The organism is Nocardia sp. NPDC047038 (assembly GCF_040644075.1).
Taxonomy (GTDB): domain Bacteria; phylum Actinomycetota; class Actinomycetes; order Mycobacteriales; family Mycobacteriaceae; genus Nocardia; species Nocardia sichangensis.
In genome coordinates this window covers 461,191-486,520 of the sequence record NZ_JBEYVQ010000002.1, presented here as the reverse complement: position 1 = coordinate 486,520, position 25,330 = coordinate 461,191, and the positions used below count along the sequence as shown (strand labels likewise).

Sequence of the window (25,330 nt, the reverse complement as noted above, 5' to 3'; positions counted from 1 at the left end):
CGTAACGGCAGCCAGGACGAGGCTTCCGTCACAGCCGCCGCTGCTCGAACTCCTTCTCGAACTCCGCGTCGTCGGCCTGCGGCCTACGGAACAGGAACAGGAACACGATCCACCCCGCGATAGCCACCAGGATGAAGCTCACCATCCGATAGACGAACGCCGCGGCTACCGCCTGCGCGGCGGACAGACCCGCGGCGGCGGTGAGGCCGTAGATCAGCGTCGCGTCGACGTAGACGATGCCGCCCGGCGCGAACGGAATGGACCCGACAGCCTTGCCCACGGCGAACGCGAGCAGCAGACCGGCGATGCGCGGATCGGCGCCGACCGCGTAACAGGCCGCGCCCAGGCAGGCCACGTCGGCGAAACGATGCACCAGCGCCCAGAGCGTGACCAAGGCGCCGTCGCGCTTGCCGAGCTCGACCGACTCCAGCTGACCGAGCATGTCCTCGATCTTGGCGGCGCCGTGCTCGGGCGGGCGTTTGCGCAGCCGGTTGACCAGCGCCAGCAGGTTGCGCAGCAACGCGTCGAGCGAACCGGGATTGCGTGAGACATGATTGCCCGCCCACACCAGCGCGACGACGGCGGCCAGCGAGAGGATCAGCTTCAGCGGGCCGATCTGCCCGCCCGCCAGCAGCGTGCCGCCGACGCCGAGCAGCGCCAGCCCCACCGCGGCCACCACGCCGGAGAACACCAGCTGCCAGGAGGCGACGACCGGACTGGCGCCCCAGCGTCTGGTCTGCCGGTAGGTGAACGTGGTGGAGAACACCTGGCCCGCGGGCAGGGTCACCGACATCGCCGTCGCACCGTAGACCACGGCGACGGACTTCCGCTGACTCACCGCGACGCCACCCGCGTTGAGCAACTGCTTCTGCACCCGGCCGAATCCACTCATCGACAGCGCCTGCAGCCAGATCGCGGCCGCCAGCCAACCCCAGTGGATCTCGGTGAGCTTGCGCCAGGACTCGTGTAGCCGCGGCCAGAGGTACACGCCCTCGGCGATCAGCAGGGCCAGCAGAGCGGCGCCGAGCACCCATTTCAACCAGCGGAATCTGCCACGGCGGGAACCCGCCGTGGGCGGCGGCGCAGGATCGTCTGCTCGTTCCCCGTCGGCCGTCACGCGGTCAGCCTAACGAACGCGCCGTTTCGACATCGGTATCGTCGGGCGCGTCGGCCCGTTCTCGTGGCCAGGCCAAAAGCGTTTTCCTGCGTCTGCCGCGCAGCTGTACCTCGTCGCCGGTTTCCCACTGGTCCTGCTCGCTCTCCTCGGCGAAATACAGCGCGCTGCCCGAGGCCAGCGTCCGGCCGGGACGTTCTTTGGCCAGCTCGGTGAGCCGGGATGCCTCGTTGACCGGATCCCCGATCACCGTGTACTCGAAGCGGTTGGCAGCGCCGATGTTCCCCGCGACGGCCAGTCCCGCCGAAACACCGATGCCGATGTCCAGGCCGGGAACTTCCCGCAGGGTCTCGCGCAATTCGCGCGCGGCGGCGAGCGCGGCGGTCGGCGCGTCCGGGCGGTCCAGCGGCGCGCCGAAGATGGCCAGCGCCGCGTCGCCGACGAATTTGTTGACGAAGCCGTGGTGGCGGTCGATCACATCGACCACGATGCGGAAGAACTCGTTGAGCAGGCTCACCACCTCGGTGGGCGGCCGCTCGGCCGCGGTGGCGGTGGACCCGACCATGTCGACGAACAGCACCGCGACGAACCGGGTCTCGCCGCCGAGTTCGGTGCCGTAGTCCAGCGCCCGCTGCGCCACCTCTTCGCCGACGTGCTGACCGAACAGTTCCTGCAGCTGACGGCGCTTGGCCGCCTCCTCCATCATCCGGTTGAAGCCGACCTGCAACAGGCCGATCTCACTGCCGTCGAAGACCTCGACCTGCACGTCCCGCGCCCCGGCCTGGACCCGGTCGATGGCCTGGCTGAGCTGGCGCACCGGGTCGGAGATGCTCGAACCGGTGAGCATGGACAGCGCGAGCGCCTGCATGATCACCACGCCGCACAGCAGCAGGATGGAGATGGCCAGCGACTGGGCGGAGAACTTCACGTCCGAGGAGATCTGGGTCACGCACAGCAGCACGATGGCGATGGTGGGGGCGAAGGTGCCCATACCCCAGGTCATCCCCATCCTGGTGCCGACGCCGGGGGTGAGGGTGTGGTCGAAGGTGCCCTCGGTCAGAGCTTGGGCCGCCACCGGGCGCAGGATGCGCTCACCCAGCATGTAGGTGAAGCCGAACACGATGGTCGCGGCCATGCACTCGGTGACGATGACCGCGCCCGCCAGCGCGGGAGTGTCCCTGATGATCAGCGCGGCCAGCACGGCTCCGCCGATCAGCCACAGCGCGAGGTGCAGGATCGCCTGGCGCAGCGGTGCGTGCAGCGCGGCCATCTGCTCCTGGCGGCTCGGCGGTCCGCCGCGCATCTGCCAGCGCATCACCGGGCGCAGCATCAGCGCGGACGCGGCCATGCTGAGCAGGCCGCCCGCCACGAAGACGACGGCCGGGATCAGCAGGCCGGTGCTCCTGGCACCGGTTGGCTCGCCCTCGGGGACGGGTAGTCCGTACTGGATGAAGGCCCACACCAGAACCGCGCCGAAAGCGTTCGCCAGCAGCATCGATGTCAGGTACAGCGGCCAGCGCGTTCGCATGGTCTGTTTGACCGCTTCCAGAGGCGCCGACACGGGGTCCAATCTAGCGTTCCGGTCCCGTCGGCCTGTCCGCGGCGCTGACCGCCGGTGAAGGCCGACAGGCTACGGCCGGGCCGATTAGGCGTACCTCCGCCTTCGCTCCGGCCATGCGCGGACTGAGGACGGACTACGTCCGACAGCACCCGTTAGGCGTACCTCCGCCTTCGCTCCGGCCATGCGCGAGCTGAGGACGGACTATGTCCGACAGCACCCGTTAGGCGTACCTCCGCCTTCGCTCCGGCCATGCGCGAGCTGAGGACGGACTACGTCCGACAGCACCCGTTAGGCGTACCTCCGCCTTCGCTCCGGCCATGCGCGAGCTGAAGACGGACGACGTCCGACAGCACCCGTTAGGCTCACGGAGGTGACCGACCCGAAGCCAAGTCCAGAGCGGAAAATCACGCTGTCGCGGCCCGCGGCGGAGACGGTGCACCCGATCGTCCGGGTATCGGCGGAGTGGGGCTGGCGGCTGCTGGTGCTGTTCGCGCTGGGGCTCGCGGTCACGGCGATCGTGCAGAAATTGGCGACCGTGGTCATCCCGCTGGCCATCGCGCTGCTCGCGGCGGCGTTGCTCGCGCCGCTGGTGGACTGGATGCAGCGATTGGGCGTGCCGCGCTCGGTGGGTGTCTTCGTCGCGCTGGTCGGGTCGATCGGCGTGGTCGCGGGCATCATGACCTTCGTCGTGGAACAGTTCGTCGCCGGTGTGCCGCAGCTGTCGAACAAGTTCACTGACAGCATCCACCAGATCCAGGACTGGCTGATCAACGGCAGGCTGCATCTGAGCAACGAGCAGATCCGCAACGTCGGCGACGCCATCGTCAAGGCGATCCAGTCCAATCAGGACAGTCTGACCAGCGGGGCGCTCACCACCGCCACTGTGATCGGCGAATTGCTGACCGGCACCTTCCTGACGCTGTTCATCCTGATCTTCTTCCTCTACGGCGGCGATCAGATCTGGGAGTTCGTCACCAGGATCGTGCCCACCGACCATCGCGAGCGGGTCCGCACCGCCGGGCGGCTCGGGTTCGGCACGCTGGTCGGGTTCGTCCGCGCGACCGTCGTGGTCGCGGCGGTGGACGCCATCGGCATCGGCGCCGGTCTGGCCATTCTCGGTGTGCCTTTGGCGTTGCCGCTGGCCTCGCTGGTGTTCATCGGCGCGTTCATCCCGATCATCGGCGCGTTCCTGGCCGGATTCATCGCGGTGTTCATCGCGCTGGTGACCAAAGGGCTGGTCACCGCCCTGATCGTGCTCGGCATCATCATCGCCGTGATGCAGCTCGAGGGCCATGTGCTGCAACCGCTGCTGCTGGGGCGGGCGGTCAGTATCCACCCGCTGGCCGTGGTGCTGGCGATCACGGCGGGCGTGGTGATCGGCGGGATCGCGGGCGGTCTGCTGGCGGTGCCGTTCGTGGCCGTGATGAACACGGCGATCCGGTCGTTGCTGGAAGGCCCCGAGGAACTGTACGAGGAGCTGCAGACCGGCGAGGACCATCACGGGCTGTATTCGGCCGAGCCGGATCGGCCCGAGCCCGGCCGGTTCGACGTGGCCGCGACGCTGATCGAGGCGACCAAGAAGCAGGCCACGGAGTCGGCGCAGCGGAAGGCGGAGTCCGATGACGGCGCGCAAACCGGCGACGGCACGACGAAGGGCTGAGCTGCGCTCGGCCGACGTGGCGACCACACCGCTGTGGCGGGCCGCGCAGGCGTTGCGGCTGGTCACGCTGCTGTACGCGGTCGGCCAGCAGATCGCTTCGGTGCCGTACTACACGAACCAGCGGTTGAGCTGGGTGCTCATCGCGTTGATGGCGGTGTGGTCGGGCGCTTCGGCGATCATGCTGTCGCAGTGGCATTTCCCCGAGGTGGCGCGGCTGCGCACTTGGGTGGTGATCGGCGATCACGTGGTCGTGATCGGGCTGATGGCCGCGACCCGCCTGGTCGCCGACTACGACTGGTATCACGGGCACCAGACGCTGCCCACCACGCTGTGGGCCACCAACGCCGTGATCGGCGCGGCGATCCTGCGCGGACCGTTCGCGGGCGTGCTGTCCGGAGCCTTGATCGCCGCGGTGTCGCTGACGGTGCGCGATCAGTGGGGTGAGGACGTGTGGGCGGACGCGACGGTGCCGGTGCTCGTCTCGGTGGGTCTCGCACTCGGCTTGGCCGCCAACACCGCGCGCCGCGCCCAGGACCAGCTGGAGCAGGCCGTGCGCCTGACCGCGGCGGCCGAGGAGCGCGAACGGCTGTCGCGCGAGGTGCACGACGGCGTGTTGCAGGTGCTCAGCTACATCAAGCGCCGGGGCAGCGAAATCGGCGGACCCACGGAGGAATTGGCCCTGCGCGCCGGTGAACAGGAGGTGGCGCTGCGCGTGCTGATCACCGAGCAGGCCGATCACCGGGACGCGGGCGGAGCCGAGGTCGACCTGCGGCCACTGCTGACCGCGCAGTCCACGCCGACGGTGTCGGTGTCCACGCCCGGCGATCCGGTGCGGGTCGGCCGCTGGATGGCGAACGAGATCACCTCTGCCGTGGCCACGGCGTTGTCCAATGTGGAGCTGCACGCCGGGCCGGATGCGAGAGCATATGTGTTGCTGGAGGACACCGGCGACGAAGTGGTGATCAGCGTGCGCGACGACGGCGTAGGCATCCCGCCAGGAAGGCTGGCCGAGGCGGAAGCCGAAGGGCGCATGGGAGTTTCCCGGTCCATCGTGGGGCGGATCGCGGCACTCGGCGGCAGTGCGGACCTGCTCACCGAGATCGATGGCGGGGTCGGATTCGGCACCGAATGGGAATTCCGGGTGCCCAGATGAGCGAGCGTCGGCGAGGCGCGGGCATGAGCGAAGGCGGAGGCGCTGATGGCGGACCAGACGGCCGGGTCCATTTCGGTGATGGTGGTGGACGACCACCCGATGTGGCGGGACGGTGTCTCCCGCGATCTCTCCGAAGCCGGATTCCGGGTGACGGCCACGGCCGACGGTGTCGCCGCGGCGAGCAGGCGCGCCGGGGCGGTGCGGCCGGACGTGGTGCTGATGGACATGCAGCTGGCCGACGGCAACGGGGCACAGGCGACGGCCGAGGTGCTGCGGGTGTCGCCGCAGAGCCGGGTGCTGGTGCTCTCGGCATCAGCCGAGCGTGACGACGTGCTCGACGCCATCAAGGCGGGCGCCTCGGGTTACCTGGTCAAGAGCGCGTCGGCGGCCGAGCTCATCGACGCGGTGCGCGCCACCGCGGCCGGTCAAGCGGTGTTCACACCGGGGCTGGCCGGACTCGTGCTCGGCGAGTACCGGCGGATGGCGACCACGCCCGTGCGCCCCGACGAGCCGCACCGGCCCGCGCTGACCGAGCGCGAGACCGAGGTGCTGCGGATGGTGGCGAAAGGGCTGTCCGCCAAGCAGATCGCGACGCGGCTGGGACTGAGTCACCGCACCGTGGAGAACCATGTGCAGGCGACATTACGCAAACTCCAGCTGGCGAACCGGGTCGAATTGACTCGGTACGCCATCGAACAGGGGCTCGAGTAGTCCGGAGGGTGCTCTCGAATCAGGGATCGCCCTGATGCGGTCGTGGCCGTCCGCTGGGTAACCTCGATCGCATGGGTGGGCCCGAATCGGTATCGAATGCGGTCGGCTCCGGCGGCGCGGTGGGCGACCGGGAACTGCGCGTGTCGGACGCCGAGCGGGAACACGTCGGTCAGCTGCTACAGCGCGCGGTCGGCCTCGGCATGCTCTCGCTCGGTGAGTTCACCGAGCGGATGGACACCGCGCTGGCCGCCAAGACCCGCGGCGAATTGAACGCCGTCCTCATCGATCTGCCCGGCGTCCGCCTGGTGGGGCAGCCAGCCGCGCCGCCGTCGACGTTCGTGAACTCCTCGCCCGCCTTCACCAGGCAGGCATCCGGCTCGAACGGCGCGAGCAACGTGATCCGTTCGCGGTTGTCCGGGGTGAGCCGCCGCGGCCCGTGGCAGGTGCCGCCCACCCTGTATCTGAACAACTGGCTGTCCGGGGTCACCTTGGACTTCACCGAGGCGATCATGTCGACCCAGGTGGTCGAGCTGCGGGTCGACGACTTCGCCGGTTCGATCAATCTGATCGTGCCCGCGGAGGCCACCGTCGACCTGAACGGGCTGGAGCTGATCGGTTCCAGCGTGAACAACAAGGTCCGCACCGGGCCGCCGCTGGGCGCCCTGCACCTAGTGGTGCACGGCAAGATCCGATTCGGCTCGGTCACCGCGAAGCATCCGTTCATGGCGCAGTGGCGCCGGTTGATGGGGCGCTGAGCGGCTGGTCAGCCCGCCGTGGGAGTCAGGTCGAGCGTGGGGTAGTCGGTGTAGCCTTCCGCGCCGCCCACGTACATCAGATGTGCGTCGCGCACCGGGTTCAGTGGTGCGCCGGTGCGCAGCCGCTCGACCAGATCGGGGTTGGCCAGGAAGGAACGGCCCAGCGAGATCGCGTCCGCACCGCCTGCGAGCAGGTGCTGCGCGGCTTCCCGGCCGCCGTCCTCGGGCAGCGGGACGCCCCAGCCCAGATTCGGGTTGGCGATGAGGGCCCCCGGCCACAGCGCCCGAATCCGTTGGAACAGGGGCTGATCGGAGTCGGCGAAGACGTAGTGCAGGTAGGCGAGGCCCTTGCCGGCCAGCGCCGAGACGAGTGCGGGGTAGATGTCCTCGGTGTCGCCCTCATCGATGCCGTTGACGGACACTCCGGGGGAGATCCGCACGCCGACGCGCTCGGCGCCGATCGCGTCGGCGACCGCCTCGACCACCGCCACGGTGAATCGGATGCGGTTGGCCACCGACCCGCCGTAGGAGTCGGTGCGCTGGTTGGTGTTCTGCGCCAGGAATTGGTGCAGCAGGTAGCCGTTCGCGCTGTGCACCTCGACTCCGGCGAATCCCGCCGCGATCGCGTTTTCCGCCGCGGACGCGAAATCGGCGATGGTGGCCTCGATATCGGCGGTGGTCATCTCCAGCGGGACGACGGCATCCTGCGCGCCGCTGGGAGTGTGGATGGGCTCGGGCAACGGAACCGGCGAGGGCGCGACCGGGTGCAGCCCGCTGTTGTCCGGATGGCCGACCCTGCCGCCGTGCTGGAGTTGCAGGAACATTCGCCCGCCCGCCGCCGCGACGGCGCCGGTCACCGCTCGCCAGCCCGCCACATGCGCGTCGGTGTAGATGCCGGGAATGTCGGCGTAGGTCTGACCCACCCGGTTCGGCGTGGTCGCCTCGGCGATGATCAGGCCGGCGCTCGCGCGCTGTGCGTAGTAGGTCGCCATGATCTGGGACGGCGTGCCGTCGGCCGCGGCGCGGTTACGGGTCATCGGCGCCATCACCAGGCGGTGCGGCAGCGCGAGGGAGCCGAGGGTCGTGGGCTGGAAGAGATCGGAAGCCGCTGCGTTCGTCATGTTGGTACGGTAAAACTTGACATCAATGTGAGATTCAAGCCCGAAGGCGAAAGGCCAGGTAACGGATGCGAATCGGGGAACTCGCCGAGCGCACCGGCGTGAGCGAACGGTCGCTGCGCTATTACGAGGAGCAGGGCATGCTGGCCTCCGACCGCACGAGCGGCGGTCACCGCGACTATCCGGAGCGCGCGGTGGACCGGGTCATCCACATCCAAGAGTTGCTCGCGGCAGGACTCACCAGCAAGAAGATCGCGCGAATCCTGCCCTGCATGCGCGACGCGGACGGCGGTCCCAACGAGTACGCCACGCCCGCGCTGGTCGACGAGCTGCACACCGAGCGCGAACGGATCACCCGCACCATCAATGATCTCCTGCGCTCGCGCGAGGTGCTGGACGAGGTGATCGAACGAGCCGGGGAACGACCGGCGGGCTAGGTGTTGACCCCGATCCGGCGGGCGAACGCGCGCAGCGGCACCTTGCGGTCGTGGTCGAGCAGTTCGGACACGATGTGGCGCGGCAGCGACTGGTATTTCAGCCAGTCCGCGCCGCCCACCCGTTCCGCGGTCAGCAAAGCGTCCAGCGCGCGCTGGTGCCGGCCGGTGCGGGTCAGCGCGACCGCCGTGTCGGCGAGGTGCCGCGCCCGGGATGCCTGCGGGAGACTGCCGTTGACCGGCATGTCCTTGGCCGCGGCCAGCGCCTCCGGGTAGCGCTCGGAGGAGATGTTGACATCGACCGTCTGCATGACGACCTGGGAAGGGCCGAAATAGGTCTCGTAGTCCTGCCGGTCCGTGCCGATCCGCAGGGCCACCTCGCTCGCCGCTTCCACCAGGGACAAGGCGTCGTGCACGTCCTGGGCCCGGCCCGCCGCGGTCGCGCCCTGCAACACCAGCGAGCCGTAGGCGGACAGATGCGTTGGCGTGACGTCGCCGGAGGGCTCCAGGGTCGCGGCCGCATTCAGCGCCACGCCGCGCGACTCGTCGTAGCGGCCCTGCACCAGCAACTGCCAGGCCACCGAACCGCGGATGGTGGCCAGCAGTAGGGGATCGTTGCCCAGCTCGGCGGCGGCGAGCGCCTGCCGGATGGCCAGGAACGCCGGATCGGTCTGGCCGAGATGCACCAGCGTGCATCCGGTTACCCAGTACATCCGGGCCAGCAACTCGTTGGCGGGTGCGACCGAACCGTTGCGCGCGGCGTGCACGGTGGCGCGCAGCTGGGTCAATCCCGGCGGAAGGATCGAGGTCAGCAGCTCGTAGCGGCCCGACCAGTAAGCGCCCCAGGCATATTCGACCGAGCGCCGGCCGTCGTCGAGGCTGACCGCCTCCTCTTCCCTTGTCTCGCCGAGCAGGTCGTCTACCGGCGTCAGCGCGCGGCGGATGGCCACGATGCCCGCGTCCGGATTGGTGGACGGCACGCCTTGGCGCTTGCCGATCAGATCGGCGATATCCACGTCCAAGGCGCGCGCGATCTTCTGCAAGCTGGCGATGGAGGCGGTTTGGCGGCCACCCTGCTCGAGTTTGCGCACCAGATCCACGCTGACCCCCGCCTGATCGGCGAGCTGGCGCTGCGTGAGCGCCTTCCCGCGGAACTGGCGGATCCGAACTCCGATCGACGATTCGTCCATACCCAAGTCCTTTTGTTAAATCTGGGTTTCAGAGTACGACGCTATGTTATCTGGGACTACCGAAGTGGGACATTGCGTACGACTCGTTCGCTGCTGGTTGGAATACCGTTGCCTTTCTGCAACTTTGAATGCAAAGGGCGGCGGCAATGAAAACCATGCCGAAGAACACCTTGCAGGCCGGGCGCGCCGATCGCGCGTGGCGGCCTGGTGCACAGACCACGCGACCGGCGCGCCACCGCGCGATTCGACCGCTACGCCAGGTCAGCGCTCTGCCCGCGAACGCCGGAACACGGATGCGCGACCAGCGCGGGTTGCTACCCCGAAAGCCTCTCGTTTCGACCGAATTCGGCTACTGCGATGCGGAGTAAAGCGATGTTCGAGGGCTGTCACGACCCCCAGGAAGTCGCGCATCTGCTGCGGCATACCTACGGGCTTCCGGTTCAGTTGCTGGCCGGACGCCCGACGATAACCACCGGCTCCATCATGGGCGCGATCGTCATGCCGCCGGAACTCGGTCGCAAGGTGCTCGTCCAATTGGACCGCAACCACACCGCACCCGTCATCGCCGATCCGGGCGAGCGCACATGGACCTTTCTCGTCACGCCCCCGAGTCCCGCTCGGCCGGTCGAGGTCGCGGTCCGGCGCTGTCTCGCCGGTCACGGGGTCACCGTGGTCCCCGGCGGTCGCATCATCCTGCTCCCCAGCTCCGACTCGGCACTGGGCTGGCACTGGGCGGGCGAACCGGCGCCGGGCGTCCTGCGCATGCCGCCGCGCACCGCGGTGATCGAGGCCGTGCACGAGGTCGTCGGGTTGCGCACCTACTGACCACTTGGCGCGACCGGTCCTCATCCGACTGCCCCGGGTGAGGGCCGGTCGGGCGGGTAGAACCCGCCTGTCTACCAGGGGTAACTACTCATGCTCGCGCGCGTCGCGGTGACCAGCATGAAGTCATGACTACCTCCATCGATCCGGCGTTGCTCGCGCGTCTCTCCGGCGAGTTCACGACGCTGGGGACGCAGTTGGGCGTGCTCGGCCGGGATCTGCGTGTGCTACATGAGCAGGTCGTCGCGGATGCGGGTGTCCCGGTGCGTCCGGCCTCATCCGACACGCCGGGTGTGCCCGGGAACGAGGTACCGCGCGGGGCAGCGTCCGGCGAGGCGCGCGATTCGATCGCGCAACCGTCGGTATACGGCGAGGCCGGCGGACAGGCGTTCGGCGATGCCTCGGCACCCGGTGCGCCCGCACGCCCGGTTGCGGGGTCTTCGAGTGGAATCGGAGGGTCTGTCAGCGGTGGGTTCGCTGGGTCGTCGTCGCGTGCGACGGATGCACATGCCAGCGGTGGGTTCGTTGGGTCGTCGTCGCGTGCGACGGATGCACATGCCAGCGGTGGGTTCGCTGAATCATCGTCGCGTGAGACCGATGGACACGCCGGCGGTGAGTTCGCTGAATCGTCGTCGCGTGAGACGGATGCACACGCCAGCGGTGGGTTCACGGGGTCGTCGTCGCGTGCGGCCGATACGTTTGCCAGCGGCGGTTTCGCGGGAGCGGGGTACGCGGCGTCCGGTGCGATACCGCCGATTACGCCGCCTTGGCCGGGACAATCGTCGGCGGCCGGTGTGCCGGTTCCCCCTCCGCAGCCCGCATACGTTCCGCGTTTCGCCCCACCGCCCAGCGGTGCGTGGGGTGGCGCTCAGTGGCCGCCCAACGCGCGGGGACCGATGCCAGGGGCGGTGCCGCCTCGCCCGCCTGTCCCACCGCGCGCGGGGCCACCGGTGCCGCATACGCCGTGGTGGCAACGTGACGGGGTGATCAGCCGGCTCTTGGCGCTGGCGGGTGTCGCGGTGACGTTGATCGGCGTCGCGATGCTCCTGGTTCTGGCTGCCCAGGCGGGATTCTTCGGGCCGGTGCCGAGAGTGATTGCGGGAGCGGTTTTCTCGGCTGTGCTGTTGGCTGTGGGAGTACGAGTCTTCCAGCGGACCGGAGGGCGGGTCGGCGGTATCGCACTGGCGGCCACCGGCATCGCGGGCGCCTATCTCGATGTCGTCGCGGTGACCGCCATCTACCACTGGCTGCATCCGGTACTCGGGCTCGCCGTCGCTTTCGGTGTCGCCACCGCGGGCGTCGGTTTGGCGATGCGGTGGCGCTCGCAGCCACTCGCGGTCCTGGTGGTGCTCGCCGCGGCGACGCTGTCTCCGGTGGTGACCACGCGGGTGGTACTGCTCGCGTTCCTGATCGTGTTGCAATTGGTCTGCGTGCCGGTGCAATTGACGCGGAACTGGCCATATCTGCACGTGGCGCGCACATTGCCTGCCGTACTGGCGACGTTTGGGTTCGTCGCGGGTGCGGTTCTCGGAACTCCCGGCGCTGGAGAGCGCACCTGGGTGCTCGTGGCCGCGCTGGCGGTCGCGTTGGTCGGAATCACCGGGACGATCGTCGTCGTCCGGCACCGGCCCGCCGATCTCACCGCCTCGCTGACGATGGCGGCAGCGCTCGTGCCGATGCTGCTCGCCCCGGGGATGTATTCCGAACGGCACATCGCGGTGTCGGTAGCGTCGATCGCCGCCGCGGTGCTCCTGCTCGTCGCCGCGGTGAGCATGGCGCCGAAAGTGAACGAGTTGGTACGGATCCCGGGGCACACGGCCCTCGTGGCCGCCGTCGCGGGCTCGATCGCTGCGCTCGAGGCATGTGTCGGCGTTACCGAGACGCGGACCTTGCCCACGGCTCTGCTGCTGGTGGCGTTGGTCTTCCTCGGCGTCGCGGGCCAGCGGACGTCCCGCCCGGCGGCGGGCCTCGGCGCGGCGTTCGCGGTGCTCGGCGGCTTGGCGCTACTGAATGTCGCGAGCCCGGGAGTGCTTGCCTCGCAACATCGCTCGGAGGCGAACCTCGGCGTGGCGACCGTGCTCGGCGCGACGCTGGCCCTCGCGGTGATCGCGGTGGCGATGTGGTGCGCGCGGCGATTGCCCGGACCTGCCGCGGGCAGCGCGTGGCCATGGATCGCCGCGAGCGTCGCCGGACTCTACGCGGTGACCACGATGACGGTCTCCCTCGGCGTCGCGACCGGAACGCCGAACGGGTTCCTCCTCGGCCACAGCGCCGCGACCATCCTGTGGATGGCAGCCGCGACCAGCGCCCTCCTGTTCGGACTTCGCGCACTCGCCGACGCACCCGCGGTCGCCAAACTCGCCTTGGGTTCCGGTTTACTGGTCACGGCAGCCGCACTGGCCAAACTGTTTCTCTTCGACCTGGCCACCTTGGACGGCTTGGTCCGCGTCGCCGCCTTCCTCGTAGTCGGCATTCTGCTGCTCTTGGCAGGTACCCGCTATGCGCGCGGCTTCGCCGACGCGGGAACGGGGAACGCACCTGATGGCACCGCAACGACTGTCACGAAGCGAACGGAGCTGCCCGACGACTCCGGTCGAGCGAGCTGACTTACCCGTGACCCGGTCGCGGTGGCCAGATCGTCGCCACGCTCACCGGGAACGCACTCAAAGCGAGAGGTCGCTGCGCGATCGCTTGCGCCGCGTGAGCGAGGTCGGCACCGCGTTCGCCGCCGAACAGTGGTCTGCGAACGGGCCGGGTGCCGCGCGGCTACGAACAGGCGAACGCGTGCTCGACCGCCTTCGTGCTCTGCTCGCAGGACAGTTCGGTCGGCAGGCCTGGCCGATGGTGCTACGCAACGCGCTGAGCGGGAACCGCTGGGCCATGGTGGATTTCAACGACTACGGCGCGGCGGCTTCGCGTCAGCGGTGGCGTCCGCTCACTCGCGGTCGCGGCGGCGCAGTAGTTCGTTCACGCTCACCGTGCGGCCGTCGCCGCCGTGGTGCCTGCCCTCCTCGGGGGCCCGGCCGATGTGGCGGCGGGAGGAGCGCAGTTCGGCCATCCAGCTCTCGATGCTGCTGCGGTTGGTGGTGTCCGGTCCGTTGTACGGCTCCGCGGGGATCTCGGGTTCGGGTGCGCGGTGCGCGGGGCCGTCGGGAGCGGCCGGAGCATCGGGCGGCAGGTGGTGCGCCGGACCGGGCGCGTCGGGTCGCTGTTGTGCGAGATCGACGGTGTGTTCCTGCGAGATGCCCGACAGCGGGCGTGGTTCCGGTGCGTGGGTCGGGCGCGGGGCGGGTGGCGTGATCGGTGAGACGGCGGGTCGCGGGCTGTGCTCAGGCAGGGTCACCGACGGCACACCGGCGTGCGATGCGTTCGGGTCCTGCGGCAGGCCGGTGGGCGGCGCCGGTCGCGGCGGGTGCACGGGCGGTGCCGGCGGCCGTTGCTCCGCTTGGCCGGGCGAGCGAGGATCGTTCGGAACCTGCGAAATCCGCCGCGGGCGAATCGGTTCACCCTGCGGGGGTGTGGGATTCCGTGGTGGTTCCGTGCGTGGCCTGGCCGGATCGAGCGGCGGCGGCGCGGGGGTCGGATGCGGTGCGGGCGACGGCGGTACCCGGTCCAGCCGCCTGGTCGGCGCCTCGGCCTCGATCTCGGCGACCGTGCGCGGCTTGCGCCTGCGCGGCACCTTGTTGGCGGCGGTGACGGCGGGGATCTGCATGGTCACCGGATCGGTGATCGGCGTGGTCTTCACCAGGTCGACGACATCGCTACCGCCGACGCGCTCGTCATCGAGGATCGGCTCACCGAGCCCGACCTTCTCCTGCACCTTCTTCATCCAGGCAGGCGCCCACCAGCAGTCGTCGCCAAGGAGCTTCATGGTGGCCGGGACGAGCAGCATGCGCAGCACGGTCGCGTCGATGAACAGCGCGGCGATCATGCCGTAGGCGATGTACTGCATCATCACCAGGTCGGAGAAGGCGAACGCACCGGTGACGACGAGCAGGATCAGCGCGGCCGCGGTGATGATCCGGCCGGTCTGCGCGGTACCGATCCGCACCGCCTCGGTGGTGCTCGCGCCTTGGGCGCGCGCCTCGACCATGCGCGACATCAGGAAGACTTCGTAGTCGGTCGACAGGCCGTAGATGATCGCGATGATCAGCACCAGCACGGGCGACATGATCGGTTGCGGAGTGAAATTCAACAGTCCCGCGCCGTGGCCGTCGATGAAGATCCAGGTGAGGATGCCGAGCGTGGATCCGAGACCGAGGGCGCTCATCAGCGCGGCCTTGATCGGCAACACCAGCGAGCCGAAGGTCAGGAACATCAGCAGCGTCGTCACGAACAAGACGAGCGCGATCATCAAAGGCATCCGACCCAGCAGCGCGTTGATGCTGTCCTTCTGGATCGTCGGCTGACCGCCCACGAGCATGGTGACGCCGTCGGGCAACGGCAGCGAGCGGAGGTAATCGATGGTCGGATCGGCGTCCTGCGAATTGGTCAGCGTGACGGACGTGTTGTAGATGGTCTTGTCGTTGGGAGCCGTGCTGGGCGGATAAGCGAATTCGCCGGCCAGCCCGGGCGCTTTGCTCGCCTCCTTCACCACCTTGGCTACCTGGGGAGCGAGGCTGGGATCGTCGACTACGAAAACCAGTTCGATCGGATCCGATTTGCGCAGCGGAAAGATCGTGTCGAACTCTTTCTGCGCCAAGCGGGTCGGATTGTCCGGCGGCAGATACCGCTCGTTGATACCGCCGAAGCTCAGATTCTTGACCGGGATGATCAGCAGCAGCAAGAGGATGCAGAGCGGGATCGCGATCTTGAGCGGATGCTTCATCACCCAGCGGGTGGAGCGCCCCCAGATACCGTTCTCCACCTCATCGGCGGTCTTGGTCTGGCGAAACCGCTTGAGGCCGAGCAGATCGACCCGCTTGCCCAGCACCGACAGCATGGCGGGCAACACGGTGATCGAGGTCAGCGCCGCGAGTGTGACCGTCGCGATGGCGCCGTAGGCCACCGATTTCAGGAAGCCCTGCGGAAACAGCAGCATGCCGCCGAGGCTGGCGACGATCATCGTGGCGGAGAACACCACGGTGCGGCCCGAGGTCATCACCGTTCGGCGGACGGCGGTCCTGGTGTCGTATCCCTCGGCGAGTTCCTCGCGGAAACGACTCACTATGAACAAGCCGTAGTCGATGGCCAGGCCCAAGCCGATCATCGAGACGACCGGCGAGACGAACGAATTCACCTCGGTGAACTCGGTGATGAACCGCACGATGCCCCATGCGCCGATCACGGTGAGACCACCGACGATCAGCGGCAATCCGGCGGCGACGATGCCGCCGAAGACGAAGAACAGCAGGACGGCCACCGCCGGAATGGCGAGGATCTCCATGCGCTTCTGGTCGTCGGCCATGGTGTCGTTCAGCGTGCCCGCCACGGCCTGCAGACCCGTCACCTGCACATCCACCCCGGGGATGAAGAAAACGTTCTTCACCTTCCGGTAGTTGCGCACCATCTCGGTGTCGTTGTCGCCCTTGATGGCGATGGAGGCGAAGGCGTACTTCTTGTCCTTGGAGCCGAAAACGGAGGCCTGGACTGGAATGTTCGCGCTGTTCCGCCAGTAGACACCGTTGATCTTGGTGATCTCGTCGGGATGATCGCGGGGCAGACTCCCTAGATTGTCGAGGATCTTGCCGCTGAATTCCGGGTCATCGATAGTCTTGCCCTCCGGCGCCGTGTACAACACGATGACGTCGGAGTTGTGATCCCGTGCGAAGGCACCGTCTTTGATCCTCGCCGCGCGCGCCGACTCCGAGGTCGGATCATCCCACCCGCTGGAGCTGAGGTGGTCCTCCAACCCGAGGCCGTAGCCACCGAGAGCCAGAAGACCGGCCACGACCACGCCGATGACGGCGAATCGCAGCCGGTATACCAGATCGCCCCAGCGTGTGAACACTAAGCGACTCCTTGGGCGGGGCGAGAGGTGAGCAGTGCCGACAGCGGCCGGAACGGCTGCAGCCAGGCACCCTCGTCGGGCAGCGAGTCGAGGCTCACCCGGGGCAGCGGTTCACGGAACACGCCCGGAATGTCCTCGAGGTCGATGAATTCGAGAGTATCGGATGTGACGGCCCAACTCGCGTGCTCGCGGAAGCCGAGCACCTGAACCGGCACTCCTTTGGCGGCGAGCGCCTCCAGCGGTTCGCGGAACGCCTGGCCGTCGGCGGAGGCGACCATGATGCCCGCCAAGCCCGCGCCGCGGCTGCGTAAGGCGATGTGCGCCAGCATGTCGGCGTCGACGTCGGAGTCCTCGTCGATCTTCGGTTTGGCGAAGACCGCGTAGCCGACGTTGCGCAGCGCCTCCACCCAGGGCCGCACGACGTCGGCGGTGCCGGGCGCGATGTTGGTGAAAACGGTGGCCTCGGGTTCCACCCGATGCACCGCGCCCACCGACAGTTCCGCGGTCCGGGCCAGCAGCCAGCGGCCGAGCGCGTCGAACCGCGGGCGGTAGGCGGCGGTCGGACGACCGCCCAGAATGGCGCCGAGGCCCATGTCGAGGTTCGGGGCGTCCCACACCAACAGGACGCGGCGCACGTCCGGCCCCGAGCTGCCCAGACCTTCCGCTCCGCCGCCGTGCACCTCCCCGGCAACATCGACCACTTCGTGGGCCATTTCACTGACGCTCATCGGTCGATCTTCCCCCATATGAGCTCCGTGATGGCGCTACCGGCGCGATGTGCCTTGCCCTCGAATTTCGTGACGGGCCGCTCGAAACCGATCGGCGCGGTGGCGCGATGCTCCGCGCTGACACCGCCCGTCGCCTCGTTGAGACCCGAGAGCAGGGGCTCCGCCATGCCGACCGCGTGGATGTGCTCGGCATAGCCCGCGTGGTCGGTGGCGACGTGCAGCACACCGCCCGGCTTCAGGCGGTTGGCGATCAGCGCGACCGTCGCGGGTTGCAGCAGCCGCCGCTTGTGATGGCGCGCCTTCGGCCACGGGTCGGGGAAGAACACCCGGACGCCGGTCAGCGACTCCTCGGCAATCATGTTTTCCAGTACGTCGACCGCGTCGCCGCGCAGCAGGCGGATGTTCTCGATCCCTTCGCGCTCGATGCGCTGCACCAACTGCGCCAGGCCGGGCTGATACACCTCGATGCCGATCAGGTTCAGGTGCGGTTCGGCCTGCGCCATGACGGCCGTCGCGGTGCCCGTGCCACAGCCGATCTCGATGACCAGCGGAGCGTCGCGACCGAACCAGGCGGCGGCGTCCAGCGGCTCGTCGGCGACCTCGCGGCCGATCGAGGGCCACATCCGGTCCCAGGATTGCTGCTGGGTGGCGGTCAGCGCGCCCCTGCGCGACCGGAAGCTGGTGACTCGTGGGTACAGGCGGGAGCCGGTCTTGTGCCTGGGCCCGCCCTCGGCCGGAGCCGAAGCTGTGGACGGCGGGCCCGGAACTGACTCGGCAGTATGGTTCGCGGCGTCGTTCACGGCGTCCATTGTCCAGCATCCGGCGATCAGTGCGGCAAGCGGTTGTGCACGGGCCGCTGAGCAGGAGGTCAGGCGGCGCGCGCGGGCGCGATCCTCGGCTCGGTCGGCCGTTGCTGACGCAGCGGTCTTCCGAGCGCGACCTTGGCCGCGGTCACCGCCATCTCCAGCAGTCCGCGCACGCCCGAGGGTGAGGCCGCGACCGACCAGACAGTGCTGTCGCCCGCGTCGCTCACCGGTTGCCCGGCGAACCGGTCTGCCAGCCAGTCCAGGCTGATCGGCGTGGACAGCGGCAGCAGCGAGAAGTGCTCGCTGAGCCGGTCGCGAACGTAGGTCACCGCGGCGCCGCCGCGACGGTAGCGGGCCACCTGGCCGTCGATGCCCTCGATGTGGATGACCTGGTCGTGGATGGGTTGCACCACCAGCAGCGGGCAGGCCGGCGTCGTATTGCCGAGCCGCAGATCGTCGAACATCGCCCGCAGCTCCGGGGTGTCGAGCACCTCGGCGAGCGGGCGGTCGAGGAAGTCGTCCACCTTCTTGCCCGCAAGCCCGAGGATCGCGCCGACCGGCGTCGCGTTCTCGGCGCGGACGACGAACCGGTGGCCGTCCGGGCTGAGCTCGTTGTCGATCAGCGAGCTCAACGCGGGATACAGCCTGCGCAGGGCGGCGATGACGATGGCGGGCAGACCCGCGAAGGGCGTGCCGTTGAGCCGGTCGAAGACCTGGCGCGGGTCGCCGACCGGGGCGCCGAGCACCGCGCCGACGATGTCGAGTTCGGGGGCGTAGGTCGGCGCCATCTCCACCGTCCACGAGCTGGCCATGCCGCCGCCGGAGTAGCCCCACACCGCGACGCGGGTTTCCGGGCCGAGCCCGAGGGGGTCGAAGCGCAGGGCGGCGCGGATGCCGTCGAGCGCGCGGTAGCCGGGCTCGCGCGGCGCGCCGAAGTTACCGTGCGGTCCCTCGTGGTCGGCGATGCTCACGGCCCAGCCGCGTCGCAGCGCGTTCGCGACCAGGAGCCATTCGAACTGGGTGATCGAACCGAGCGCCCGCGAGCCGTGACGCAGCGCGTAGGACGGCGAGCATTTCTCGGTCACCGCGTCCATCGCGGTCTGGAAGGCCAGCAGCGGGCGATCCTGGTCCGGTTCCGCGCCGATCGGAAGCAGGACGGTGGTGATCGCCGCTTCCGGTGCCCCGTGCAGATCACAGCTGCGGTAGAGTAACTGCCAGGCCGAGACCTGTTGCGGGACAATTCCGAACAGCGCCACTTCGATCTTCCTGCTGCGCAGAATGGTGCCCGGCGCCTTGGCCGCGAACCCTTTCGGCGGTCGATGGAACGGGTCCGTGCTGGGCAGCAAGGGCTTGCGGTCCGCGGGACAGGCGGGCTCCCGGTCGACAGCGCCGATGACATTCGCGGTCATCGCAACCTCCTCATCTTCGAGGTCGGTTGCCGCATGCGAAAGTTCAAGCTGCGCACCGGTTATGGTGCCGACCACTTCTGCAGGGTAAGTGACCGACCGGGCGTCTGGGAACCCCGCGATACACGGCATTCCCGGCACTAGACTCCCCGGCATGAGCAGACCGACAGTATTCATCACCGGCGCGGCGGCGGGCATCGGGCGGGCCACGGCCTTGCTTTTCGCTGCGCAGGGATACCAAGTCGGGGCTTACGACATCGATGAAGTCGGGCTGACCAGGCTTTCCGGTGATATCACAGCCAAGGGTGGCGTAGTTAACACAGGAGTGCTCGATGTGACGAACGCCACGCAGTGGGCGGAGCGGCTCGCGGAGTTCCACGCCGCGACGGGACGACTGGACATCCTGGTCAACAACGCCGGGATCCTGCGCGCGGGGCCGTTCGAGGAGATCGACATCGCCGCCCATCGGGCGATCGTGGAGGTCAACGTGGTGGGCGTGCTCACCGGGACACACAGTGCGTTCCGCTACCTGCGCGACACGCCGGGCGCGCAGGTGGTCAACCTGTGCTCGGCTTCGGCGATCTACGGCCAGGCCGAACTCGCGAGCTACGGTGCGACCAAGTCCGCCGTCAAGAGCTTCACCGAGGCGCTCGACCTGGAATGGGAGCGCCACGACATCCGCGTGCTCGCGATCTGGCCGCTGTTCGTGGCCACGGCCATGGTGGACGGCGTGACGACCGGGACGACGAAATCGCTGGGTGTACGACTGACCGCCGACGACGTCGCGGCCGGGATCTGGGAGGCCACCCGCAAGCGCGCCCGGCTGCCGAAGGTGCACTACGAGATCGGCGCGCAGGCGAAGGTGCTCGCGACGGTGGGGAAATACGCGCCGAACTGGATGGTGCGCACCGCGAACAAATACTTCAGTGGCAGCTGAGCCCGTCGAACCTGCCCGGCGAGCCGACTTCTGACACAATTGCGCACCGTAAAAGGGGGTGGGTGCAGCATGCCGACAGCCACTGATTCCGATGGGCCGCTGCGGGAGCGTGGCGTGCCGACGTCCGCGCACGATCAGCTCGACAAGCTGCTCGCCGAACTGCGCTTCGGCACCGGGCGGGATCCGCAGATCGGGTACGCTGCGGCGGCGGCCGTCAGCGCGTGGCGCAAGCCGCCGCGCATCCAGGTGACCGGGCGCGCGCACGCGGGGCGGACAACGGTGCTGCACGCGCTCGCGCTCATGTCTGCGGTGGAGACCGATCCGGTGGACCGGCCGGATGCGCCCGACCCCGACCTCGACGCCGACATCGTCGTCTACGTGCTGTCGGCCGCGCCGACGCCGGCCGATCGGAGGGTGCTGGCCACGCTGCCGCCGCAGCGCACGATCGCGGTGCTGAACAAAGCCGACGCGATCGGCTCTCGCTGGGGCGATGCCGTGGCCTCGGCCCAGCAGTACGGCAGTCAGCTGCGGCTTCCGGTGGTTCCGGTGGTCGCCTCGCTCGCGATGCGCACCAGGGCGGGCGCGCTGACCGGCGCGGAGCTGGACCTGCTGCGCAAACTCGCCACCCAAGCCGACCCCGCGTTGCTCCTCGCGCCGGACCTGTTCGTCGCACCGGGGCCGGATGCCGCCGAGCGCGAGGAACTGCTGCGCCGCTGGGATCTGTACGGCGTGGCCTGCGCGTGCACGGCCCTACGGCACGATCCGGATCTCGCTCCGCAGGCGCTGCTGCAGATCTTGCACGCGGCCAGCGGCATCGACGCGCTCCACCAGTTGCTGCACCGCCGCTACGAACAAGTGTCCGCGCTGCGCGGCGGCGAGCTGCTCGACGAGCTGGCCCGGCTCGCCGCCCGCGCGGTCCCGGAGGAGGGCGGCCGGGCGCGCGACCTCCTGGAGTCCTATCTGTACAGCGACGACGCCGTCTGGCTCGGGCTCTGCGCGGGCTTGGCGGGGCCCGAAGTGGCCCATCTCGCCGCGGGGTATTCCGCGCCCGCTCCTTCCGACGCCGACGATGCGCTTGCCCGCGCCACGCGCTGGCACGCGGTAGTCACCAGCGATATGCCCCCGGCCGCCCGCCGCGCCGCGTTGCGGGTGCACAACGGGTACCTCCGACTATGGGAACGGATGAGCAGTGCCGGTCTCTGAGCCGCCGGAATCGGCGTCGCCTGGTGCGGCTGCCGCGGTGGATCCGCCTTCTCATACGGCGGGCGACTCCGCCGACGGCGAAGCCGAGCGCCCCGCCGCGCTCGTCCCCGAGCTCGCGGCCGTGGTGGAGCGATGGAATCCGCAAGGTATGGCGCTGCTGCGCGCGGTGCACGACTCCGGTGGCGCTCGTGCGGTCACGGTGATCGGCCCCGCCGACGTCAACACGACCTTGTTGCGCACCGAGTTGGCCCGGTTCGAACCGCGCCTCACGCTGTCGGAACCCCGCGCCGACGCCGTATCGGAGTCCACCCCGCCCGCGGTGGCGTTGATCCTGCTCGACGCGGGCACCATCATCGGCGCGGACACGCTCGGGGTGGTCGATCGGTTGCGCGCGGACGGCGCCCGCCTGCTGCTCGCCATGAACGGCGTCCACGCCCACCGGGACTGGCACGCCGTGCGGGAGCGCGACCTGGAGTTGCTCGCCGCGTCGGGCGCGGGCGATCTGGACATCGTGCCGGTCTCGGCGCGGCTCGCGGCCGCCGCACGCGCCGCGGGCGACGCCGGACTGCTCGATCGCTCCGGTGTCGGCGCATTGCACGCGCGGCTCACCGCGGCAGCCGCCGCGGGCGGTGACCGGCCGGGCGCGGTGACCGGCCGGGTCCTCGCCGACACGCGCCGACGGGTGGCCGAACAGGTGGCGGTCCTGCGCTCCGGCGCCGAAGCGGCCCGGCTGCGCGAGGAGCGCGCCCTTCTGTTGGCCGGTCGCGACGGGGGGCGCGCCACCGCGATGTCCACCCTGCGCGGGCAGCTGCACCTGGCCCGGGTGGACCTGATGACCGAGATCGGCGCGAGCATCCGGGCGCTGCACACCGCCGTGCGCGCCGAGCTGGACCGGCTGCGGCCCGCCGAGCTCGGCGGCTACCCCACTCGGCTGCAGCAGTCCGTCACCGAACTGACCGGCGCCCTCGACCACGTCATCGACCAGCGCATCGCCGAACTGAGCGCCCGGATCGAGAGCACGGATCGGGGTTCGCCTACGCGGCGGCGCGACCAGGCCCCTCGGGTCGGCCCGGATCCCGAGCCACGCCATCGGGGTGTCGAAGATCACCTTATGATCGCGCTCGGCGCGTCGGCCGGTGTCGGTCTGGGTCGCTTGCTGGTTGCTCCGTTCTCCCTGGTATCGGCCCTAGACGTCGCGAGTGTGCCGGTAACGTTGCTGCTCGGCGGCGGTGCGGCGGCGTGGGTGGTCCGAGCACGCCGCCAGCTGGCCGATCGAGCGCACATCCGGCAATGGGTCGCCGACGCGTTGGTCAACGTAAAAGCGCAGCTCGAGCAGCGCGTGGTGACCGCACTCGTGGAAGCGGAGACCACTTTGGCCGATCACGTGGTCCAGGCAAGCACCGCGCGAATGGTCGAGACGGATCGCAGGGTGGCCCGGCTGGAGGCCGAATTGCGCCGGATGGCGGCCGAGCAGCCGGGGCAGCTCGCCGCATGCGAGCGCGACGTCCGGATCCTCGATCGCTGGATCGCGCCTGTTGAAACGAACGACCAATTGGGTACACAGTGAGGAACCCGATACCGTACCGGCCGTCACATCGCGTTAACCTCTATTCAGGAACTTGGGCGTCCGCTAAGTCCTGATCTGCCGCCCTCCTGGGGTGCGCGTTCGACCGGTCGGAGCGGGCGCCTTCCCGCCAACGGTGGCGCTCGGTGCATTCGCGCTGGTCATGGGCCTAGGGCCAGGCGGCGGAGCATCGAACAGCCGCCCATCTCAGGAGAGTTTTCATGACGTCAGCGACCATTCCTGGTCTTCGTGGATCCGACGGCAAGGCGCCGACCGAGCACAGCGAACTACTCGCCTGGGTACAAGAAGTCGCCGAACTCACCCAGCCGGATCGAGTGGTGTGGGCAGACGGCTCCGACGAGGAATGGGAGCGGCTCACCGAGCAGCTCGTCGCGGCGGGGACGTTCAAGCGGCTGGACGAGAAGAAGAAGCCGAACTCCTTCCTCGCCCTCTCCGATCCCTCCGACGTGGCCCGGGTGGAGTCGCGCACCTACATCTGTTCGAAGACCGAGGCCGACGCGGGCCCGACCAACAACTGGGTCGACCCGACCGAGATGCGCGCCACGATGACCGAGCTGTACCGCGGGTCGATGAAGGGCCGCACCATGTACGTGGTGCCGTTCTGCATGGGCCCGCTGGGCGCCGAGGACCCGAAGCTGGGCGTCGAGATCACCGACTCCGAGTACGTCGTCGTGTCGATGCGCGTGATGACCCGCATGGGCGCCGCCGCCCTGGAGAAGCTGGGCGCCGACCGCCCGTTCGTGAAGGCGCTGCACTCCGTGGGCGCGCCGCTGGCCGACGGCCAGGCCGACGTGCCGTGGCCGTGCAACGACACCAAGTACATCACCCACTTCCCCGAGGATCGGGAGATCTGGAGCTACGGCTCCGGCTACGGCGGCAACGCGCTGCTCGGCAAGAAGTGCTACTCGCTGCGGATCGCCTCGGCGATGGCCCACGACGAGGGCTGGCTGGCGGAGCACATGCTGATCCTGAAACTGATCTCCCCGGAGAACAAGGCCTACTACATCGCCGCCGCGTTCCCCAGCGCCTGCGGCAAGACCAACCTCGCGATGATCCAGCCGACGGTGCCGGGCTGGCGCGCGGAGACCTTGGGCGACGACATCGCCTGGATGCGCTTCGGCAAGGACGGCCGTCTCTACGCGGTGAACCCCGAGTTCGGCTTCTTCGGCGTCGCGCCGGGCACCAACCGCAGCTCCAACCCGAACGCCATGGCGACCGTGGAGGCGGGCAATACCGTCTACACCAACGTCGCGCTGACCGATGACGGCGATGTGTGGTGGGAGGGCCTGGAAGGCGAGCCCGATCACCTGATCGACTGGAAGGGCAACGACTGGTACCAGCGCGAGACCGAGACGCTGGCCGCGCACCCGAACTCCCGCTACTGCACGCCGATGGCGCAGTGCCCGATCCTGGCGCCCGAGTGGGACGACCCGCAGGGCGTGCCGATCTCGGCGATCCTGTTCGGCGGCCGCCGCAAGACCACCGTCCCGCTGGTCACCGAGTCCTTCGACTGGCAGCACGGTGTGTTCATGGGCGCGACGCTGTCCTCCGAGCAGACCGCGGCCGCCGAGGGCAAGGTCGGCACCGTCCGCCGCGACCCGATGGCCATGTTGCCGTTCCTCGGCTACCACGTCGGGGACTACCTGGGCCATTGGATCAACGTCGGCAAGAACGCCGACGCGGGCAAGCTGCCGAAGATCTTCTACGTGAACTGGTTCCGCCGCGGCGGCGACGGCCGCTTCCTGTGGCCGGGCTTCGGTGAGAACTCCCGCGTGCTGGAGTGGATCATCGGCCGGATCGAGGGTTCCGCCCACGCCGAGGCGACCGCGATCGGCAACGTGCCGACCGCCGCGCAGCTCGACCTGGAGGGGCTGGATGTCGACCCCAAGGACGTCGACGAGGCGCTCGTCGTGAACGCCGACGAGTGGCGCAAGGAGATCCCGCTGATCGAAGAGTGGTTCGAGTTCGTCGGCGACAAGCTGCCTTCCGGCGTGCGTGACGAGTTCGAGGCGCTCAAGCAGCGTCTGGGCTGACACTCCACCCAAAGTAGCATTCGCCCGCACCATTCGGCAGATGGTGCGGGCGATTTGTTCTGCGAGACAAACGTTTCCGTGTTCAGCGCGGTCCGGAAGCGCCCTTCGAGCATCGCGGTCGGCCGTGGAGCTCGCCGGACCACTCCGCGCGGTCCGCACTCCAC

Annotated in this window: 19 protein-coding genes; 11 read left to right on the top strand and 8 right to left on the bottom strand. The window is 69.1% G+C overall.

Annotated elements, in window-relative coordinates; genetic code table 11:
* Window positions 1-28: 28 nt before the first annotated feature.
* Window positions 29-1,117: a YbhN family protein gene (locus ABZ824_RS10450; protein ID WP_356962998.1), complete on the bottom strand. Its 1,089-nt coding sequence runs from the start codon at window positions 1,115-1,117 to the stop codon at window positions 29-31.
* 4 nt (window positions 1,118-1,121) lie between these two features.
* Window positions 1,122-2,642, bottom strand: a complete 1,521-nt coding sequence (locus ABZ824_RS10445) for an adenylate/guanylate cyclase domain-containing protein (protein ID WP_355072083.1) — start codon at window positions 2,640-2,642, stop codon at window positions 1,122-1,124.
* A 466-nt stretch (window positions 2,643-3,108) separates the two neighbouring features.
* On the opposite strand from ABZ824_RS10445, the gene ABZ824_RS10440 reads away from it, so the two are divergent.
* The 4 genes from ABZ824_RS10440 to ABZ824_RS10425 all read left to right on the top strand — a co-directional run bounded on the left by ABZ824_RS10440 (window position 3,109) and on the right by ABZ824_RS10425 (window position 6,954).
* Window positions 3,109-4,335 (top strand): AI-2E family transporter, encoded by a 1,227-nt coding sequence (locus tag ABZ824_RS10440; RefSeq protein WP_356963484.1) that lies wholly within the window; start codon window positions 3,109-3,111, stop codon window positions 4,333-4,335.
* Window positions 4,295-5,488 (top strand): DUF5931 domain-containing protein, encoded by a 1,194-nt coding sequence (locus tag ABZ824_RS10435; RefSeq protein WP_356962996.1) that lies wholly within the window; start codon window positions 4,295-4,297, stop codon window positions 5,486-5,488. The genes ABZ824_RS10440 and ABZ824_RS10435 overlap by 41 nt, the downstream gene beginning before the upstream one ends.
* A 45-nt stretch (window positions 5,489-5,533) precedes the next feature.
* A complete protein-coding gene (locus ABZ824_RS10430; protein ID WP_355071323.1) occupies window positions 5,534-6,199 on the top strand; it encodes a response regulator transcription factor in 666 nt (221 codons plus the stop codon).
* Between the two features lie 119 nt (window positions 6,200-6,318).
* Window positions 6,319-6,954 carry a DUF1707 domain-containing protein gene (locus tag ABZ824_RS10425; RefSeq protein WP_356963483.1) on the top strand — a complete coding sequence of 212 codons (636 nt, stop codon included), beginning with the start codon at window positions 6,319-6,321 and terminating at the stop codon, window positions 6,952-6,954.
* Window positions 6,955-6,962: 8 nt separating this feature from the next.
* Here ABZ824_RS10425 and ABZ824_RS10420 read toward each other — a convergent pair whose 3' ends face one another.
* Window positions 6,963-8,075 (bottom strand): alkene reductase, encoded by a 1,113-nt coding sequence (locus ABZ824_RS10420; RefSeq protein ID WP_356962995.1) that lies wholly within the window; start codon window positions 8,073-8,075, stop codon window positions 6,963-6,965.
* 65 nt (window positions 8,076-8,140) lie between these two features.
* On the opposite strand from ABZ824_RS10420, the gene ABZ824_RS10415 reads away from it, so the two are divergent.
* A complete protein-coding gene (locus tag ABZ824_RS10415) occupies window positions 8,141-8,509 on the top strand; it encodes a MerR family transcriptional regulator (protein ID WP_355072089.1) in 369 nt (122 codons plus the stop codon).
* Here the strand turns inward: ABZ824_RS10415 and ABZ824_RS10410 are convergent.
* The gene (locus ABZ824_RS10410; protein ID WP_355071325.1) at window positions 8,506-9,696 is read right to left on the bottom strand and encodes a helix-turn-helix transcriptional regulator; all 1,191 of its coding nucleotides are present in this window, start codon (window positions 9,694-9,696) and stop codon (window positions 8,506-8,508) included. The genes ABZ824_RS10415 and ABZ824_RS10410 overlap by 4 nt on opposite strands.
* A 357-nt stretch (window positions 9,697-10,053) precedes the next feature.
* Between ABZ824_RS10410 and ABZ824_RS10405 the strand changes: the two genes are divergently transcribed.
* Both ABZ824_RS10405 and ABZ824_RS10400 read left to right on the top strand, forming a co-directional pair.
* Complete coding sequence (locus ABZ824_RS10405) at window positions 10,054-10,521, top strand: hypothetical protein (RefSeq protein WP_355071326.1); 468 nt, start codon at window positions 10,054-10,056, stop codon at window positions 10,519-10,521.
* Between the two features lie 980 nt (window positions 10,522-11,501).
* A complete protein-coding gene (locus ABZ824_RS10400; RefSeq protein ID WP_356962992.1) occupies window positions 11,502-13,124 on the top strand; it encodes a DUF2339 domain-containing protein in 1,623 nt (540 codons plus the stop codon).
* Window positions 13,125-13,453: 329 nt separating this feature from the next.
* Here the strand turns inward: ABZ824_RS10400 and ABZ824_RS10395 are convergent, their stop codons facing one another.
* Genes ABZ824_RS10395 through ABZ824_RS10380 form a run of 4 tightly spaced genes read right to left on the bottom strand, consistent with a single transcriptional unit; the run spans window position 13,454 to window position 19,411 of the window.
* Window positions 13,454-16,468, bottom strand: a complete 3,015-nt coding sequence (locus ABZ824_RS10395; protein WP_356962990.1) for an MMPL family transporter — start codon at window positions 16,466-16,468, stop codon at window positions 13,454-13,456.
* Window positions 16,468-17,196 (bottom strand): NYN domain-containing protein, encoded by a 729-nt coding sequence (locus ABZ824_RS10390; RefSeq protein ID WP_195044044.1) that lies wholly within the window; start codon window positions 17,194-17,196, stop codon window positions 16,468-16,470. The genes ABZ824_RS10395 and ABZ824_RS10390 overlap by 1 nt, the downstream gene beginning before the upstream one ends.
* Window positions 17,193-18,005, bottom strand: a complete 813-nt coding sequence (gene trmB, locus ABZ824_RS10385; protein WP_356962988.1) for a tRNA (guanosine(46)-N7)-methyltransferase TrmB — start codon at window positions 18,003-18,005, stop codon at window positions 17,193-17,195. Before trmB ends, ABZ824_RS10390 begins: the two co-directional genes overlap by 4 nt.
* 59 nt (window positions 18,006-18,064) lie before the next feature.
* Entirely contained in the window at window positions 18,065-19,411 is a 1,347-nt protein-coding gene (locus ABZ824_RS10380; RefSeq protein ID WP_356962987.1) for a lipase family protein, read from the bottom strand.
* A 151-nt stretch (window positions 19,412-19,562) separates the two neighbouring features.
* Between ABZ824_RS10380 and ABZ824_RS10375 the strand changes: the two genes are divergently transcribed.
* The 4 genes from ABZ824_RS10375 (at window position 19,563) to ABZ824_RS10360 (ending at window position 25,166) form a co-directional block, all read left to right on the top strand.
* A complete protein-coding gene (locus ABZ824_RS10375; protein WP_355071333.1) occupies window positions 19,563-20,345 on the top strand; it encodes an SDR family oxidoreductase in 783 nt (260 codons plus the stop codon).
* A 69-nt stretch (window positions 20,346-20,414) separates the two neighbouring features.
* Window positions 20,415-21,548: a hypothetical protein gene (locus ABZ824_RS10370; protein WP_356962985.1), complete on the top strand. Its 1,134-nt coding sequence runs from the start codon at window positions 20,415-20,417 to the stop codon at window positions 21,546-21,548.
* 37 nt (window positions 21,549-21,585) lie between these two features.
* Window positions 21,586-23,115, top strand: a complete 1,530-nt coding sequence (locus tag ABZ824_RS10365; protein WP_356962984.1) for a hypothetical protein — start codon at window positions 21,586-21,588, stop codon at window positions 23,113-23,115.
* A 218-nt stretch (window positions 23,116-23,333) separates the two neighbouring features.
* Window positions 23,334-25,166, top strand: coding sequence for a phosphoenolpyruvate carboxykinase (GTP) (locus tag ABZ824_RS10360; RefSeq protein WP_355071338.1), 1,833 nt, complete (start codon window positions 23,334-23,336; stop codon window positions 25,164-25,166).
* Window positions 25,167-25,330 lie beyond the last annotated feature (164 nt).